Annotated in this window: 11 protein-coding genes; 1 reads left to right on the plus strand and 10 read right to left on the minus strand. The window is 62.1% G+C overall.

Annotation, left to right across the window (positions count from 1 at the left end; translation table 11 throughout):
• Positions 1-3: 3 nt before the first annotated feature.
• From dinB to JSO19_RS01195, 10 genes are all read right to left on the minus strand, one after another.
• Positions 4-1,209, minus strand: coding sequence for a DNA polymerase IV (gene dinB / locus JSO19_RS01150; RefSeq protein WP_270912079.1), 1,206 nt, complete (start codon positions 1,207-1,209; stop codon positions 4-6).
• Positions 1,210-1,211: 2 nt separating this feature from the next.
• On the minus strand, positions 1,212-2,711 hold the full coding sequence (gene gatB, locus JSO19_RS01155; RefSeq protein WP_270909211.1) for an Asp-tRNA(Asn)/Glu-tRNA(Gln) amidotransferase subunit GatB: 1,500 nt from the start codon (positions 2,709-2,711) through the stop codon (positions 1,212-1,214).
• Positions 2,711-4,228 carry an Asp-tRNA(Asn)/Glu-tRNA(Gln) amidotransferase subunit GatA gene (gene gatA, locus JSO19_RS01160; protein WP_270909212.1) on the minus strand — a complete coding sequence of 506 codons (1,518 nt, stop codon included), beginning with the start codon at positions 4,226-4,228 and terminating at the stop codon, positions 2,711-2,713. The genes gatB and gatA overlap by 1 nt, the downstream gene beginning before the upstream one ends.
• Complete coding sequence (gene gatC / locus JSO19_RS01165; protein ID WP_270909213.1) at positions 4,229-4,549, minus strand: Asp-tRNA(Asn)/Glu-tRNA(Gln) amidotransferase subunit GatC; 321 nt, start codon at positions 4,547-4,549, stop codon at positions 4,229-4,231.
• Positions 4,550-4,596: 47 nt separating this feature from the next.
• Positions 4,597-5,232, minus strand: a complete 636-nt coding sequence (locus JSO19_RS01170; RefSeq protein ID WP_270909214.1) for a DNA-3-methyladenine glycosylase I — start codon at positions 5,230-5,232, stop codon at positions 4,597-4,599.
• 104 nt (positions 5,233-5,336) lie between these two features.
• Positions 5,337-7,670, minus strand: coding sequence for an NAD-dependent DNA ligase LigA (gene ligA / locus JSO19_RS01175; protein WP_270909215.1), 2,334 nt, complete (start codon positions 7,668-7,670; stop codon positions 5,337-5,339).
• Complete coding sequence (mnmA, locus tag JSO19_RS01180; RefSeq protein WP_270909216.1) at positions 7,657-8,865, minus strand: tRNA 2-thiouridine(34) synthase MnmA; 1,209 nt, start codon at positions 8,863-8,865, stop codon at positions 7,657-7,659. The genes ligA and mnmA overlap by 14 nt, the downstream gene beginning before the upstream one ends.
• A 43-nt stretch (positions 8,866-8,908) precedes the next feature.
• Positions 8,909-10,084: a cysteine desulfurase family protein gene (locus JSO19_RS01185; protein WP_270912080.1), complete on the minus strand. Its 1,176-nt coding sequence runs from the start codon at positions 10,082-10,084 to the stop codon at positions 8,909-8,911.
• Positions 10,084-11,049, minus strand: a complete 966-nt coding sequence (locus tag JSO19_RS01190; protein WP_270909217.1) for a tetratricopeptide repeat protein — start codon at positions 11,047-11,049, stop codon at positions 10,084-10,086. The genes JSO19_RS01185 and JSO19_RS01190 overlap by 1 nt, the downstream gene beginning before the upstream one ends.
• Before the next feature lie 2 nt (positions 11,050-11,051).
• Positions 11,052-12,956 carry a hypothetical protein gene (locus tag JSO19_RS01195; protein ID WP_270909218.1) on the minus strand — a complete coding sequence of 635 codons (1,905 nt, stop codon included), beginning with the start codon at positions 12,954-12,956 and terminating at the stop codon, positions 11,052-11,054.
• A 193-nt stretch (positions 12,957-13,149) separates the two neighbouring features.
• Here JSO19_RS01195 and JSO19_RS01200 point away from each other — a divergent pair, with 193 nt between their 5' ends.
• Positions 13,150-16,254, plus strand: a complete 3,105-nt coding sequence (locus tag JSO19_RS01200) for a hypothetical protein (protein ID WP_270909219.1) — start codon at positions 13,150-13,152, stop codon at positions 16,252-16,254.
• Positions 16,255-16,294: the final 40 nt, after the last annotated feature.

A 16,294-nucleotide genomic window follows, 5' to 3' on the forward strand; every position in this document is an offset into this window, starting at 1 on the left:
AGGCTACCGCTCTTCGCGCCCGCCGCCGAGCAACCTCGCGGGGCCGAGCATCGAGCCGAACTTCCCTTTCGCTTCGTCGACCGTCTGGTCGAGTGAGCGCAGCCGCTCATCATCGTTCCACAGCCCCGCGACGACATCATCTTCGGGCATGAGCCCTTCTCCGCGAACGCCGAGCAGTCGCACGGGCCGCCCGTCTGGATCGAGGGCGCGCAGGAGTTCAAGCGCGGTGAGGTGAATTCGGCGCGTCACGTTGCTCGGTTCGACGAGCGTTCGTGACCTCGTGACCGTTTCAAACGATGCCCAGCGCAGCTTGATCGAGACGGTTCGTGCGACGACGCCCTGACTGCGCAGCCGCTGCCCCACTTTCTCGCTCATGCGCAAGAGCTCTCGCTCGAGCGCGGGCAGGCTGCGAATATCGCTTTCGAAGGTGATCTCTTGCCCGATGCTTTTTTCAACGCGATGCGTTTCGATGACCCGTGGATCATCGCCGCGCGAGAGCGCATACAGTTTTGCCGCGGCGGCCTTGCCGACGGTGCGTTCGAGCGAGTCGAGGGGTTCGCTGGCCAGATCGCCGAGGGTGTGGATCGCGCGGGAACGAAGCTTCGTAGCGGTCGCCTTTCCGACGCCCCACATGGCTTCGATGGGGAGCGGGCGCAGAAAGTCGAGGGTGCGTGTCGGGTGCACCTCGAGCAGCCCGTCGGGTTTGGCTTTCTGCGAAGCGAGTTTGGCGACGAACTTTGTCGCCGCGAGGCCGACTGATGCGGGAAGGCCGGTTTCAGCGTAGATGCGTTCGCGAATGCGCTGTGCGATCTCTCGGGGCTCGCCAAAGAGTTTCATGCTTCCCTGCACGTCGAGAAAGGCCTCGTCGATGCTGAGCGGTTCAACGAGCGGGGTGAACTCGTGAAAGATGGCCATGACCGCGTGTGATGCGGCCCGGTACTTCTCAAAGGTGGGCGTAATGACGTGCAGTTGCGGGCAGAGCTGTCTGGCCCTGGCAACGGGCATTGCTGATGAGACGCCGAAGCGTCGTGCCTCGTAGCTGGCGCTCGCGACGACGCCACGGTTTGCTGCACCACCGACAGCAACCGGTTTGCCCCGCAGGTGAGGAGCATCGAGCAACTCGACCGAGACGAAAAAGGAGTCCATATCGACGTGGAGGATCGAGGCGACAGCGCGCCTCGATCCTCCTGCGTCGACCTGTGGGGTGATGGCTACTGGCCTGCCCGCTCCATGATGAGCTCACGAACGCGTGCGGCGTCTGCCTGCCCGCGCATCGCTTTCATCACCGATCCGATGATGGCACCGGCGGCCTGGACCTTACCGTCGCGAATCTTCTCGAGCACGTCTGGCTGCTGCGCGAGCGCCTCGTCGATGGCGGCAACGAGTGCGCCCTCGTCAGAAACGATTGCGAGACCCTGCGCGTCAACGATCTCCTGTGCCGAGCCTTCACCGTCGATCATTCGCTGAATGACCTCGCGGGCGAGCTTATCGTTGAGCGTTCCAGCGTCGACCAGCTTCACGACCTGCGAGATCTGCTCGGGGGTCATCACGTCGGTCGGCTGAGCGTTTTGCTCTTTCGCGATGCGGGCCACCTCACCAGTCCACCATTTACGGGCGGTCTGGGGTGCTACACCGATCGAGACGGTCTCTTCGATCGCGTCGATGAGGCCTGCGTTGACGACGTCCTGGAACTCAAGCTGGCTGAATGCCCATGCGTCGCGCAGCCTGCGCCGGCGAAGCGTTGGGTGCTCAGGAAGCGCTGCGCGCAGCTCTTCGACGAGTTCACGAGAGGGGGTCAGCGGCGCGATGTCTGGGTCTGGGAAGTACCGGTAATCGTCGGCGTCTGACTTCGGGCGGCCTGGTGAGGTCTCGCCGGTGTCTTCGTGCCAGTGACGAGTCTCCTGTGTGATCTCGACTCCACGGCTGAGCAGTTCGGCCTGGCGCTGAATCTCGAAGCGCACGGCGCGCTCGATTGAGCGCAGCGAGTTCACGTTCTTCGTCTCGGTGCGTGTTCCGAGCTTGCCCGAGCCACGCACGCTCAGCGACACGTTCGCGTCGCATCGAATGTTGCCCCGCTCCATGCGCGCGTCTGAAATACCGAGCGCTACGACGATGTCACGAATCGTTGACACGTATGTAGCGGCGATCTCTGGAGTGTCTGCCTCGCCACCGAAAATCGGTCGCGTGACGATCTCAACGAGCGGAACGCCGGCGCGGTTGTAGTCAACCAGCGAGTACTCTGCTCCTTGAATGCGGCCAGTAGCGCCACCGATGTGGTTGAGCTTGCCAGCGTCTTCTTCCATGTGAGCGCGCTCGATGGGAACGTGGATCACGCGGCCAGAGGCGAGCTCGATCTCGACGCTGCCGTCGTAAGCAATCGGGTCATCAGCCTGCGAGGTCTGATAGTTCTTCCCGAGGTCTGGGTAGAAGTAGTGCTTGCGCGCGAAGCCGGTTACCTCGCGAATCTCGCACCCGAGCGCAAGGCCGAGACTCATCGAGTAGCGAACCGCTTCTTCGTTGACCGTCGGCAGTGAGCCGGGAAGGCCGAGGCAGGCGGCGGTGAGGTTCGTGTTCGGTTCTGCTCCAAAGGTGTTGGGAGCGGTCGAGAACATTTTGGTCTTCGTGTTGAGCTCGACGTGCACCTCGAGGCCGATGACCGGCTCAAACAGTTCGAGTGCCTTGTCAAAGTCCATGAGCTTGGTTTTTGCCATTATGCGCTCGCCTTTCCTGAGAGTGCTGGAATGGACTGCCAGAACGGTGCCCCATCGCGAGCAGCGACGAGGTGTTCAAAGGCAGCGCCCACGCGGTACGCCCGCGCATCTTCAAAGGTCGGTGCGATGACCTGCAGGCCAACGGGCAGCCCGTCTTGCGCGACGCCAACCGGAACGCTAAGCGCTGGCATACCCGAGAGGTTCGCCGCGGTGAGCATCGAGTCGGTCAGCAGCCCCGCATCGGGGTTTACCTGCTCGTTCGCAAAGCGCTGGGCGGTCGTTGCCGAGGTCGGGGTGACGATAACGTCGACGTTGGCAAATGCCGAGACGAGTGCCTCGGTGATCTGCGCGCGTACCCGCTGCGCCCCAATGAACAGGCGGTCGAAGTTGCCCGCAGACAGTGCATAGGTGCCGAGCAGCAGTCGCCGCTTCACCTCGTAGCCGAAGCCTGCACCGCGGCTCGCGCTCATCACGTCTTCAACGTTTGCGGCCCCCTCGGGCACCACTCGCTGGCCGAAGCGAACCGAGTCAAACTTTGCGAGGTTACTCGAGGCTTCTGCCGACATGAGCAGCATGTACACGGCCGCACCGTAGGTAAGGGCTTCTGCGTCGATCTCAACGATCGTGGCGCCCTGCTGCTTCGCTTCGGCAATCATTGCGTCGAAGTGCTGAGCAACGTCGGGCTCGACGGCATCGGTTGCAAACTGCGATACGACGCCGATGCGCAGACCCTTCAGCGACTCACCAGTTGCACCCTCACGCGCTGCGGCGGCCATTGAGGGCCACTCACGCTTCGCCGAGGTTGATTCGTGTGAATCGAAGCCGACGATGACGTCGTGCATGAGCGCGGTGTCGAGCACGGTTCGCGCGCAGGGGCCCACCTGGTCGAGTGATGAGCCGAGGGCGATCGAGCCGTAGCGACTCACGCCACCATAGGTCGGCTTCATGCCAACGGTTCCGGTAAGCGAGGCGGGCTGGCGAATGGAGCCACCCGTGTCACTGCCGAAGGCCAACGGGGCCATGAATGATGCCACGGCTGCTGCCGATCCACCGCCTGAGCCACCAGGTACACGGTCAAGGTTCCACGGGTTGTGGGTGTTGCCGTACGCCGAGGTTTCGGTCGTCGAGCCCATCGCGAACTCGTCCATGTTGGTCTTGCCGAGCAGCACAAGGCCAGCTTCACGGGCCTTGGTCACGACCGTCGCGTCGAAGGGCGAGCGATACCCCTTGAGAATTGCCGAAGATGCGGTCGTGGGCATCTCGGTGGTGACGAGCACGTCTTTCACCGCGACGGGAACACCCGCGAGTTCGTGCAGGCTCTCACCTCCGGCCCTGCGGGCGTCGATGGCACGGGCAGCCTCAAGAGCCTCATCGTTCGTGACGAGGAACGCGCCAACCTGGTCGTTCACCTCATCGATTCGGTCAAGGTGCGCCTTCGTGGCTTCTTCAGCTGAGACCTCACGAGCTTGCAGCTTCTCAGCAAGCTCGGCGGCGGTCAGTTGCGTCAGTGCACTCATTTACTGTTCGCCTCCCATGATTGATGTAACGCGGAACATACCATCGGTCACCTCAGGGGCGTTCTCAAGAGCTTCATCGAGCGAGAGCACCTCTTTCACCTCATCGGGCCGCATCACGTTCAAGTCTTGAATGGGGTGGCTCATCGGGGTTACCTCTTGATTCGCAAACCCCTCTACCCGCTCGGCATACGCAATAGTTGCGCTGAGGTCGGCAGCAAGGGCTGTCGCCTCTTCGTCGGTGAGTTCAATTTGCATGGTCTGAGCGAGACCCCGCACAGCTTCTTCGTTCATGACGCCGTGGTCGGCGCTTTTCTCGGGCATACTTCTCCTGGTCAGTGTCGGAGCGAACCACCCTATTCTACGCCTTTTCAGCCCGCAGAGCTCTGAAATGGCGCTTCGAGCTCGGTGCGCGTGCCGTCAACCCGCCAAAGACCCGAACAACCCCTGCGAAAACTGCCCTGAATATGCAGATCGACGATCCCGATTGCCGACATCAACGCGAACATCGTGGTCGGGCCAACCATCGAAAAGCCGTGGCCTTTGAGGCGCTTTGCGAGGGCAACTGATTCTGCCGATGTTGTGGGAGCCTCGGCGTTCTGCTCAAAAACCGGCGATTGTTCAGGCATGTGCGACCACACCAGTTCTGGAAGACCCCCGCCATAGTGTTCTCGCAGCTCAAGCGTCTGCTGAGCGTTCGTCACAGCAGCCCTTACCTTGCGCTGATTCCGAATAATTCTGCTGTCTCCAAGAAGCCGTTCGATATCGCGCTCGGTGTAACCCGCAATACGCTCAGGGTCAAACCCGTCAAAGGCCTCGCGAAAGCCATCGCGTCGCTTGAGGATCGTCAGCCACGAGAGACCGCTCTGAAATGCTTCGAGACAGAGCCGCTCAAAAACCCCGGTCTCATCAGTGACCGGCATGCCCCACTCGGTGTCGTAATAGTGCTGCAGAATCGGGTCGCTCTGCGCCCATTCGGTTCTCACGTGCTCACGCTCTTGTAGCATCGGCTCTCCTCCACTCATCGGGCCTTACACTCAGCCTAAGGTTTCGCAGTGCCTCGCGGGAGTTATCCACAAACAGCAGCCCCAGACCTGCAACAAGGGCAGTGTTAACGATCAAGCCCCTCAGGCCCGTACTCGAGTAGCGTCACAAACTGAGCAGCATCCAGCACTCGAATACCGAGTTCTTCGGCCTTCGCAAGCTTCGACCCCGCTCCCTCGCCCGCAACCACGAAGTCGGTCTTCTTCGAGACAGAACCAGCAGCCTTGCCACCGGCAGAAACGATCGCTTCCTTCGCGCCGTCGCGGGTGAAACCCTCGATGCTTCCTGTTGCAACAACCGTGAGGCCAGCCAAGACGCCATCAGGCTCTTCGGCCGCGCCGGGCCCTGGATGTCCCGGGGTTTCCCAGCGCACTCCCGCGGCTGTCCAAGCATCAACGATTTCGAGATGCCAGTCGACCTCGAACCAAGCAAGGAGCGACTCGGCGATGATTGAACCGACGCCGGGCGCCTGTGCGAGTTCGTCGGCGGTTGCCTCGCGAATCGCTGTGAGCGAGCCAAACCAGTCAGCGAGCGACCGGGCAGCAACGGGCCCCACATGCCTAATGTTGAGCGAGACCAACAAGCGCCAGAGCGGCTTCGTTTTCGCCGCTTCGAGTTCTTCTAGCAGGCGAACCGCGGTTTTCGAGGGCTCTACCTGACGAAAATCTTTGCGAACGCCCTGCGCACGCCGCTCGGCTGCGGTGAGCCCCTCGGCCCCAGGCGGGTACGTCAGCGTCACCTTTTGAAACGGCGCCCTGCGAACCGGATCGCCAGTCTCGGGGTCAAGCTTTACTTCGCCCGTCTCGGTGTCTTTGACGAGCACCTCAATCGGCACGAGATCGTCGATATTCAGTGCGAAAAGGCCTGCCTCGGTCACGAGCAGTGGCGTTTCAGGCGACTCGGGTCTCGTGAGCGCTGCCGCGGTAATCTCGCCAAGCTCTTCGACGTCAAGTGCACCGCGAGAGCCAATGTGCTCAACTCTTCCCTGCACCTGCGCTGGACATGCCTGAGCATTAGGACAGCGAAGGTCGATGTCGCCCTCTTTCATCGCGCGCAACGGCGTGCCACATTCTGGGCAGCATTCTGGCATGTGCCAGACCGTTTCGCTGCCATCGCGCAGCTCGACCACGGCCCCGAGAATCTCGGGAATGACGTCACCGGCCTTGCGCAGCACCACCGTGTCGCCGATGAGCACACCCTTCGCTTTGACAACCTCCTGGTTATGCAGCGTGGCCTGAGACACTGTCGAGCCAGCGACCTTCACGGGCGTCATGACGGCATACGGTGTTGCTCGCCCGGTTCGCCCGACCCCCACTTTGATGGCCTCGAGTTTCGTGTGCACCTCTTCTGGGGGGTACTTCACCGCAGTCGCCCAACGTGGCGCCCTACTCGTCATGCCGAGCTCGCGCTGTACCGAGAAGTCGTTGACCTTGACTACCGCGCCATCGATGTCGTGCGGAGCCTCTTGTCGATGTTCGCCGTAATAATCAACAAACTCGATGACCTCTGCGACGCTCGTGAGCACGCGCGAGAATGGCGAAACGGGCAGCCCCCACGCAGCACAGAGGTCGTACACGGCCGACTGGGTCGCGACAGGGGCACCCTCCCAGGCGCCAATGCCGTGCACAAAGAGCGAGAGTCTACCGAGCCTTGCTCGCATGATCTCGCGCTCGGCCTCGCTGCGCTTTTCGGCTTTTTGGCGGATCGTGCCCGCAGCCGTGTTGCGCGCGTTGGCAAACTCGGGAAAGCGTGTGGGAATTTCTTCGGGTTTCTTGCCTCGCGCGAGCTGGTCTCGCTCGAAGGCCTCCTGAAATTCGTGCTGCTGTTCGTTCAGCGCAAGAAAGTTCTCGCGGCTCAGGAAAATCTCTCCTCGAACCTCGACGAACTCGGGAACCGATTCTCCCTGGAGGCGTCTCGGAATCGCGCCCACCCACTCGATGTTCTCGGTGATGTTCTCGCCCACGCGTCCGTCGCCGCGCGTTGCCGCCGATTCAAGCACACCGTTTCGGTAGGCGAGGCTGATCGCAAGCCCGTCAATCTTGAGCTCGGTAAGCCACTCGACGGGTCCTGCCTGCGCCGTGGTCTTTTCGCACCACTCGCGAAGCTCGTCGTTTGAAAAGACGTTATCGAGGCTGAGCATCCGTTCGGCGTGCTCGTGCGGTGGAAAACCCGCAGAGTTCGTCGGTGCACCAACCCGCTTCGTCGGGCTGTCCTGCCCGCTCAGCTCTGGGTATGCCTGCTCAAGATGCTCGAGCCTGCGAAACAGAACGTCGAACTCGGCGTCCGAAACCTCGCTTACCCCGTCGTAGTAGCTCGCACGGTACCGTTCGATCTGCTCGGCAAGTTCCTCTGCCTCGGCACGCGCCTCGGCAAAGCCCGGTACATCGCTACGCGGCTCCATGAGTCTCTTTCATCAGTGTCTCAGCTTGCGAATCTTCAGGTGCCGCGTCGCCCTCTCCCGAGGGGTTTGCAGCCGAGCGAGAGCGGTCAATCGTGAACTGGCCGAGCACGCGAGTGCCGATGTACAGCACCGCGGTCTGACCCGGAGCTACTCCGAGGAGCGGCTCATCAACGTCGACGATGACCTCGTGGGTCGCGTCTTTTCTCGTGAGTTCGGTGCGCTCGGTGATCTGGACGAGCCTTGCGGTCGCAGGAACGGGGTCGGCGTGGGCACGAATCTGCACCTCGCAGGCAAAGGGTTCCGCGAGATCGATACCGGGCTCGCCTGCCCACGAGAAACGGCCTCCGGCGATCTGCTCGACGGCGAGTTGCTCGCGCGATCCGACAACAACCTGGTTTGAGACAGGGCGAATCGAGAGCACGAAACGCGGTTTCCCGTCGGGGGCCGGGTGGCCAATCGCAAGACCCTTGCGCTGGCCAATCGTGTAGCCGCGTGCACCATCGTGGGTGCCGAGCACTGCGCCAGACTCATCGACAATCTCACCGGGCTCGCGCTCAAGCTTGTCGCTCAGCCAGCCGCGAGTGTCGCCGTCGGGAATGAAGCAGATGTCGTGGCTGTCAGGCTTTTGTGCGATCTCGATGCCCCGCTCTGCCGCTTCGGCACGCACGAGGTCTTTCGAAGGTGTGTCTCCAAGAGGAAAGTAGCAGTGGCGCAACTGGTCTTCGCGCAGAACACCGAGAACGTACGACTGGTCTTTTGCCCATGCACTTGCTCGGTGCAGTTCGATGCCGTGGGGCCCCTCGACGACGTTTGCGTAGTGCCCGGTCGCTACCGAGTCGAAGCCAAGCGCGATGGCCTTGTCGAGCAGCGCCTGAAATTTAATTTTCTCGTTGCAGCGCATGCAGGGGTTCGGCGTTCGGCCTGCCTCGTACTCGTCGACAAAATCTTGCACGACGTCGTCGTGAAAACGTTCGCTGAAATCCCACACATAAAATGGAATGTCGAGCTGGCTGGCTACGCGCCTCGCGTCCATCGAATCTTCAATGGTGCAGCAGCCGCGTGCCCCCGTACGAAGCGTGCCTGGCATACGTGAGAGCGCCAGGTGCACCCCGACAACCTCGTGCCCTGCTTCGACCGCTCGTGCGGCCGCAACGGCCGAGTCAACCCCGCCGCTCATCGCTGCTAAAACTTTCATTCTTCCATCCTACGCGGCAGGATTTGCCGCATCGAGTGTCGTGTTACACGAGCCCCGCGTTGCGCGCATGTTCGTATGCGGCGGGTAAGGCCTGCACGAACGCGTCGAGCTCTTCGTCTGTGGTATCGCCTGAAATGGTGATGCGCAGCGACCCAATCGCCTCATGCTCAGGCAGGCCCATCGCGAGCAACACGTGGGAAGTCTCTTGCACACCGGCCTGACACGCAGATCCCACCGAGACCGAGATGCCCTGAGTATCGAGCAGAAAGAGCAGCGAGTCGCCCTGACACCCGCTAAAGGTGAAGTGGGCGTTGCCGGGAAGGCGATCTGGCCCCGCCGGGTTCGATCCGCGCAAAACCGCTTCTGGAACGGCCTCTGTGACCCTGGCGATGAGCCGGTCACGCTTCTCGGCGAGGCGCTCGGCGTACGCTTCGACGGGACCGAGGTAGTCAAGAGCCGCGGCAAAGGCAACCGCACCGGCGACGTCTTGGGTGCCAGAGCGACCCCGCTGTTGCGATCCGCCGTGCAGCAGGGCCTCGGGCTTTGCGTCGCGAGCAATCGCGAGCGCGCCAACGCCAACCGGGCCACCGATCTTGTGCGCCGAAACGCTCATGAGCTGAGCGCCCCAATCGTCGAAGTGCAACGGCACCTGACCGAGCGCCGCAACGGCGTCGATGTGCACCGGCACTCCCGCACGCTTCGCGACCGCGCAGAGCCCCCACACATCAGCGATACTGCCTACCTCGTTATTGGCGAGCAGCACGGTCACAAGAGCAACGCGGTGCGCGCCAACCTCTGTGATGGCTGCTTCGAGAGCCTCGGGCGTCACGACGCCCTCTGCGGTAACCGGCAGCCAGAAGAGTTCTGCCCCCTGCCGCGCTTCGGCCCACATCGCGGCATCGAGCGTCGCGTGATGCTCCGTGCGCGGCAGCATGATGACCTTGCGATCGGGGTTGCCCGCGGTGGCGTGCCACAGCATGCCTTTGAGGGCAATGTTGATCGACTCGGTTCCTCCCGAGGTGAAGGTCACCTCGACCGGTTCAGCGCCGAGCGCCTCAGCCACCCTTCGCCGAGCGTCTTCGAGATACACCCCGCTGTCTTGCCCGTGTGCGTGAACCGATGCGGGGTTGCCCACGATCGCGAGTGCTTCACTGTACGCCTCTCGCACCGATGCGGGCATCGGTGAGGTTGCGGCGTGGTCGAGGTAGCTTCTTGGCATCACGAAAAGAGCAGGTTTGTGAGCCTTGCCCTCGCAGCGGTAACACGCGGATCAGCCTGGCCCGCGACCTCAAAGAGTTCAAGAAGGCGCTCACGAATTCGGTTGCGATCTTCGGGAGTCGCCGCTGGGAAGAGCTCGAGCAGTCGCAGGAATGCGTCTTCAAGGTGCCCACCCGAAAGGTCGAGATCAGCGACACGCATCTGAGCATCGATGTCGGTGGGGTTTGCGGCAGCTTCGTCCCGAACCTGGCCGGCTTCGACACCGGTCAATCGGTCGAGCAGGCGTACCTGAGCAAGGGCAGCCTTCGCTTCTTCGTCACGTGGGGCACGCGTGAGAACCTTCTCGTAAGCCTCGATCGCCGCAGGATAGTCGCCACGCTCAATCGCTTCGAGTGCCGGTTCGTGTTCAGGGTTCACAACGGGCTCGGGGGCCGTCTCTTCAGCCCCGGCGTTCAAGTCGGGGGCGTTCACCCGGCCAGTCACACCCTGTTGCGCTGCGACCGTAAGCAGCTGAGCATAGACCTCGCGAATTTGCTCTGCAGGTTGCACGCCCTGGAACATCGGGATGGCCTGTCCCGCGATCACGGCAACCACCGTTGGGAGCTGCTGCACCTGGAAGGCTTGCTGCAATCCGGGGTTCGCCTCAGCGTCGACCGTAGCCAGCAACACACGCCCCTCAAGCTCGCGAGTCACCGCGACCAAATGGGGCTCCAGTTCATCGCATGGTTCACAGTTCGGAGCGCCGAGGGTTACCACCACGGGAACGACTTGCGAGAGCTGCATGAGCTGTTCGAAGGTATCGTCGGTAATCTGCATCACAATCGACGGAACGTCGACGACAGGAGCCTGACCACCGGGCTGAGCGCCGCCCGCGCCGGGCTGCTGAGCCCCCGCGCCCGAAGACTGCTGCTGCGCACGGTTGACAATACCGCTGAGGTCTACTGCGCCACCGCTAAACTGTGCCATCGTTAATCAATTTCCTTCTTCGTACCGGTCGCGCCGATCACCTGGGTCGACGAACCGAGAATCTGAATACTGTCTTGCGAGTCTGCAGTGGGAACGTAAAAGAGCACGCTGTGCTGCCACTGCCTGGTCACCTTCGAGTAGGCGCCGTCAAGGCCGAGAGCCTTCTCAACGTCTGAGAGCTTCACGAGATCCCGCTCGCTCTCGATTTCCATCACGTGATCTTCACGGAGCGTTGCCACGATGAGCGCACCGCCCTGCCCCGTTGAGAGCGTCGCAACTGGCTCATCGACGGCGACAACGCTCTCAGCGCATTTCAGGCCCTCAATGCAGTTTTGCGTAGGCCAGTTCGCACCGAACTTCTCAAGCAACGCTTCATCTTCAAGCGAGAAGAGCTCTGAAGCCTCGACGTTGTCGGTGCCCTGTTGCAAGATGCTCGCGAAGGTCTCGGCGGTTTCTTGTGGCGAAAGACGCAGCGTCTTGATGTCGTTTGAGAGCACCGCGGTGCCCTCGTCGAGCGGAGCAGCGGCCGGCATTTCTATGCCACCCCGAAGAGAGATCGTGCTGAGCACCTTGTAATTGTCCCGCGGGCTGTCCTGACGTAAGAGCAGCACGACAGTCGGGCTCTGGTCTTCGGCCGGTTCGACAGGGTCAACCGTCTCTTCGTCGGTCGTTTCACTCTCTTCAGCGGCCGCGTCATCGGCGCCTTTTTCTTGCTCCGCTTCAGCATCGGTATCGACGATCGCATCGCTCGACTCCACGGTCAAGAAGAGCGTACGTGGCCATTTCTCAGTGCTCTGAATGAGGTCATAGCGTAGGCGCTCGGTCGTGAGGAATGGTAACGGAGACGTGGCCTCATTGGCGGCACGAACCTTGTAGTTGGCTGCACGCTCTGTGAGCGCGGCCCCCGCGAAACGGGACTCGAGCTCTGAAGCATCGAGGCCTGCGTCACCCTTATTTGCGACCGACACGACGCGGTCGAGAATGCGGTCAATCTGCTGGTCAGTAACCGGAACGACCGCGAGGTTTTCATCGGCCTTCGGCTCGCTCGAGACGGGCTCAGGCTGGGCTGGTTGCGGCCAGTACGATGCCGAGCAGCCCGAGACAGCGACACCGACGCTCAAAACACCGGCCACGGCAAAACCGAGGCGTGATCCGCGTCGAGAAGATGATGAGCTGCCGGGAGCTGAACGCTTCGAACGGCGTACGCGACGGTTTCGTAGGCCCAAGAACGGCCCCCTTCTTCCGCGTCGCGGCCCGAGGCCACGGCGATCATGATCAACGGCGAACAGGTACAGGATGATGCCGAGCGCGGCGAACAGCCCACCGGTCACGAGCAGCGGGCCGGCAAGCGGAGTGCCCCGCTCCTGCGCCCAGATGACGTATACCTCAGTGGGTGCAGACGGCTTGTCACCGGCAGTCACGAGCAGCGCCTGACTCTTTTCAGGAGAAACCGCGACCTTGAGGCTCGTCTCACCGTCATATTCGTTGAGCCACAGATCGCTGCCCTGCGGGTGGGCGACTGTCTCAGATTCGGCCTCGGCCTCTTCTTCTGCCTCGCCATCGTCATCAGCAGCCACGGCTTGCGCCTTGGTCTGCTTCGAGGTGATTTCGCGGCGATCGGTCACCTGCTGGGCGGTCGAATACTTGCTCTCAGCGAGCCAGCCATCAATATCGCGCTGCTCACCAAGAGCGAGAAAGACGTTCTCGCCCGAGACCACAACCGACGGGTTGCCCTCTTCGAGATCGAAGATTTCTGCCGGGATCACGACGTACTCAGCGTCGTCAGCGATCGCGGTGATCTCGTGCTTCACGCTCGTTTCAGGCGCCAAGAAGGTTCGCTGCCCAATGCCCAGCACGAGTAGCACCGAGGCAGTGAGCAAAGAGAGAATCGCAAAGAAATATCGCACGCGGCTCCTGTTCCGTTTTGCGCCATAACGTTAAAGAGAAGTGTATGTCAGAGCGCGAGGCGCCATAATGCACACTATTCTAGGCGGTATCCTTTATTCTTGTCTGAACGTGACATATTCGCTACAGGCTCTTCTGAGCCTCCTGTGCGCGGTCGCCTGAGCGGCCACCGCCGATCAAACAGAGGATAAAAGATTGACCGCAACGCCCCACAACTTCACCACTGCTGTTCGCGGGTACCGCCGGCAGGAGGTCGATCAGGCGGTCGCTTCGCTCGAAGCCAACATCGCTGAGCTCACCTCGCATGTGCAGCAGCTTCGCGAGGCGCACGAAACGCTCGGAGCAACCAACGAAGAGCAAGTGTCGCTCATTGCCGAGTTGCAAGAGCAGGTCGAAGAGCTCGGGGCAACCGGTTACAGCGGGCTCGGTCTGCGGGTCGAGAAAAGCCTGCAGCTTGCCGAAGACCATGCCACGCGGTTAATCGCCGAGTCAGAGCTCGACGCTGAACGACTGCGCTCACAGTCTGAGGCCGAGTCGCAGCGTCTCCTGCAACAGGCGCAAGAGACCGCTGATGAACTCGTGACTGGCGCGCAGACGCAGTCAGACGAGCTCCTCGCGTCGGTTCAGCAGCAGGCCGACGAACAGCGCAAGGAACTCCAAGAACGTTACGACACCCTGGTCGAAGAAGCAGAGGCACGTGCGGCGAACCTGCTGAACTCAGCGCAGTCTGAAGCGCGACTGCTAAACGAGCGAACCGACCGCGAGACGCAGGCGCTGATCGCGAAAGCGCACAACGAAGCAAAGCAGCTCCTCACCGCCGCCCGCGAAGAAGCGGCTGCTCTGCACTCTGAGACGAGCAGCGCTCGCGCGAGCTTCGAACAAGACCGCGATGAGCAGCAGCGTGCATTCGACCGTGAGAAAGCTGAGCTGCGCGAAGAAATCGAGACCGCACGTGCCACTTTCGCTCGTGAGCAGGCCGACCAAAAGGCTGCCCTTGAGCAGGAGCACGCTGAGCGCACGCACGCGCTCGAGTCGTCGCACGAGGCACGCACCTTAGCGTTTAACGCCGAGGCCGACTCGCTGCGCGAGCGCATCACGAGCGAACGGGAACAGCACGCCGCCGCGCTCCAGCAGGAGCGAGCAGAGCACGAACAGCACCTCGCGGCCGAGGCCGAGGCGCAGGAACTCAAGCTCGTCGCTCTGAAAGCGAACGCGACCAGAGCAGTCGAGGTTGAACGGGCCGCGCACGAGCAGCAGCTCGAGGCTCTTGCCCAGCAGGCGACGCTCACCCGCAAGCGCATTCAGGATCAGCACGAAGAACGCCTCTTTCTCAGCCGTGAAGAGCACGACCAGGCACTCCTTGACGAGGCAGAGCTGCAGCGAGAAAAGCTCGCCCGCGAGCTCGCCGCACACACTGCGCGCCTCACGAGTGAGCGCGAAGAACACCGCGCCGAAATCGCTTCAGCCCTCGACAAGCACACCGCCACGCTCGAGCGAGAGCGTGCCCACCACGACGAGGCACTCGAGAGCGAACGCGCCGCGCATGAAGCCGCCATTGCCGCCGAGCGAGATGCGCATGACACGGCGCTCACGAGCGAGCGCGAGGTGCACGACCGTGCTCTCGCAACCGAGCGTGAAGATCACGACACTCGCATTGTGACCGAGTACGAGCGCCACGAAGCTCGCCTCGTTCGTGAGCGCGAAGCTCACGAGGGCGCCATCACGACCGAACGAGAGTCTCACGAGTCGACGATCGCTTCAGAGCGAGAGGCCCACGACGCGGCCATCCAGTCAGAACGGGAAGCCCACGAAGCGGCCCTACTCGCCGAACGTGAAACGCACAACGCTTCGCTCACCGAAGAACGCGCTGCCCACGACGAAGCACTCACCACCGAGCGCGCCGAGCACGAGCAGAGCATCGCTTCTGAGCGGACTGCGCACGAAGAGCTCATCGCCACCGAGCAAGAGGCGCATGACCTCGCTCTTCGCACCGAGCGAACCGAACACGCGACCTCGATCGCTAACGAACGCGAAGCTCACGAGCTCTCGCTCACGACGAGTCAGACCGAGCACGAAAACCGCATTACCGTAGAGCGCGAGGCTCACGAACGCCGCCTCGCTTCTGAGCGAGCTCAATACGACGAGGCCATCGAACTCGGTCGCGCCGAGCACGAAGAAATGCTGCAGTCAGAGCTCTCCGCTCACAATGCCAGGATTGCTTCTGAGCTCGCGACCCATACTGCCTCGGTTGAGCGCGAGCGTAGCGAACACGAAACCCGTATCGCAACCGAGCTTGCTTCACACGGGGCACGGATCGAACGCGAAACCGCTGAGCTCGCGGCAACGCTTGAAGACGAGCGGATCGCCCAGCAGACGCAGCTTGCGCTCGAACTGCGCACCCACCAGCAACGTCTCCAAAACGAACGCGACCAGCTCGCTGCCGAGTTGCAACAGGATCGCGACGAACACGCGGCAAAGCGCGCGATCGACGAGGCGGCACAGGCCGAAGAACGCGAACGCCTCATCTCAGATCTCGACACCGAGCTCTCGCTGAAGCGTACCGAGCACGAACGCGTGATTGCGAGCGAGCTCGAAGCTCACCGCGCTGAAATCGCACGAGAGAACGAACAGGCTAAGCAGCAGCGCACGTTCGAACACGACGAAATCGTGCGTGCCGCCGTTGAGCAGGCCGCGCTACTCAAGGCACAGACCGAAGCGGAGCTTGAGGCCGCCCGCACCTCGCAGCAAGAGGCCCTGGCACACGAGCGCCAGGAGTTCGAAGCCTACGAGCGAACCGTGCGCGAAGAGATCGATGCCCTGCACCGCACCAACGGTGCGGCAGTCACGCAGAAAATCGCCGAGACCGAGCAGCAGCTCAAGCAGCGCTACGATGAGGCGACACAGGCTGCCGAGCATGAACTCGCTGAAGCCCGTGAGCAGCTCAACTCGCTCACGGTCTTGCTTGCATCGCAGCGCGACGAACTCGAGGCCACAAGGCTTCGCACGACCAAGGTGGCCCAGGACATCGAGCTTCAGGCGCAGCAGCGCGCAACGAGTATCGTCGCAGAAGCTGAGCAGCGGGCACGAACCACCTACGACTCAGCCGCTGATCGAGCCGCGAAGGTCCTCGCCGATGCTGAAGATCGCATGGCTCAGCTCAAGGTTGAACGCGTCGCTGTCGCACGCTACTTCGAGAGCCTAGGTGAGGTGATCGGCAACGCTACCCGCATGAGCACCGATGTTTCTTCAAGCGTCAACGTTCCCGTCGACTCGCACGAGGGCGCCGACGACGAACGGTAATCACGCAAAGCACTGCATGAAGGGGCCGGGCACGCGAAAG

Origin of the sequence: Leucobacter sp. UCMA 4100, from assembly GCF_027853335.1 — a bacterium.
GTDB lineage: Bacteria > Actinomycetota > Actinomycetes > Actinomycetales > Microbacteriaceae > Leucobacter_A.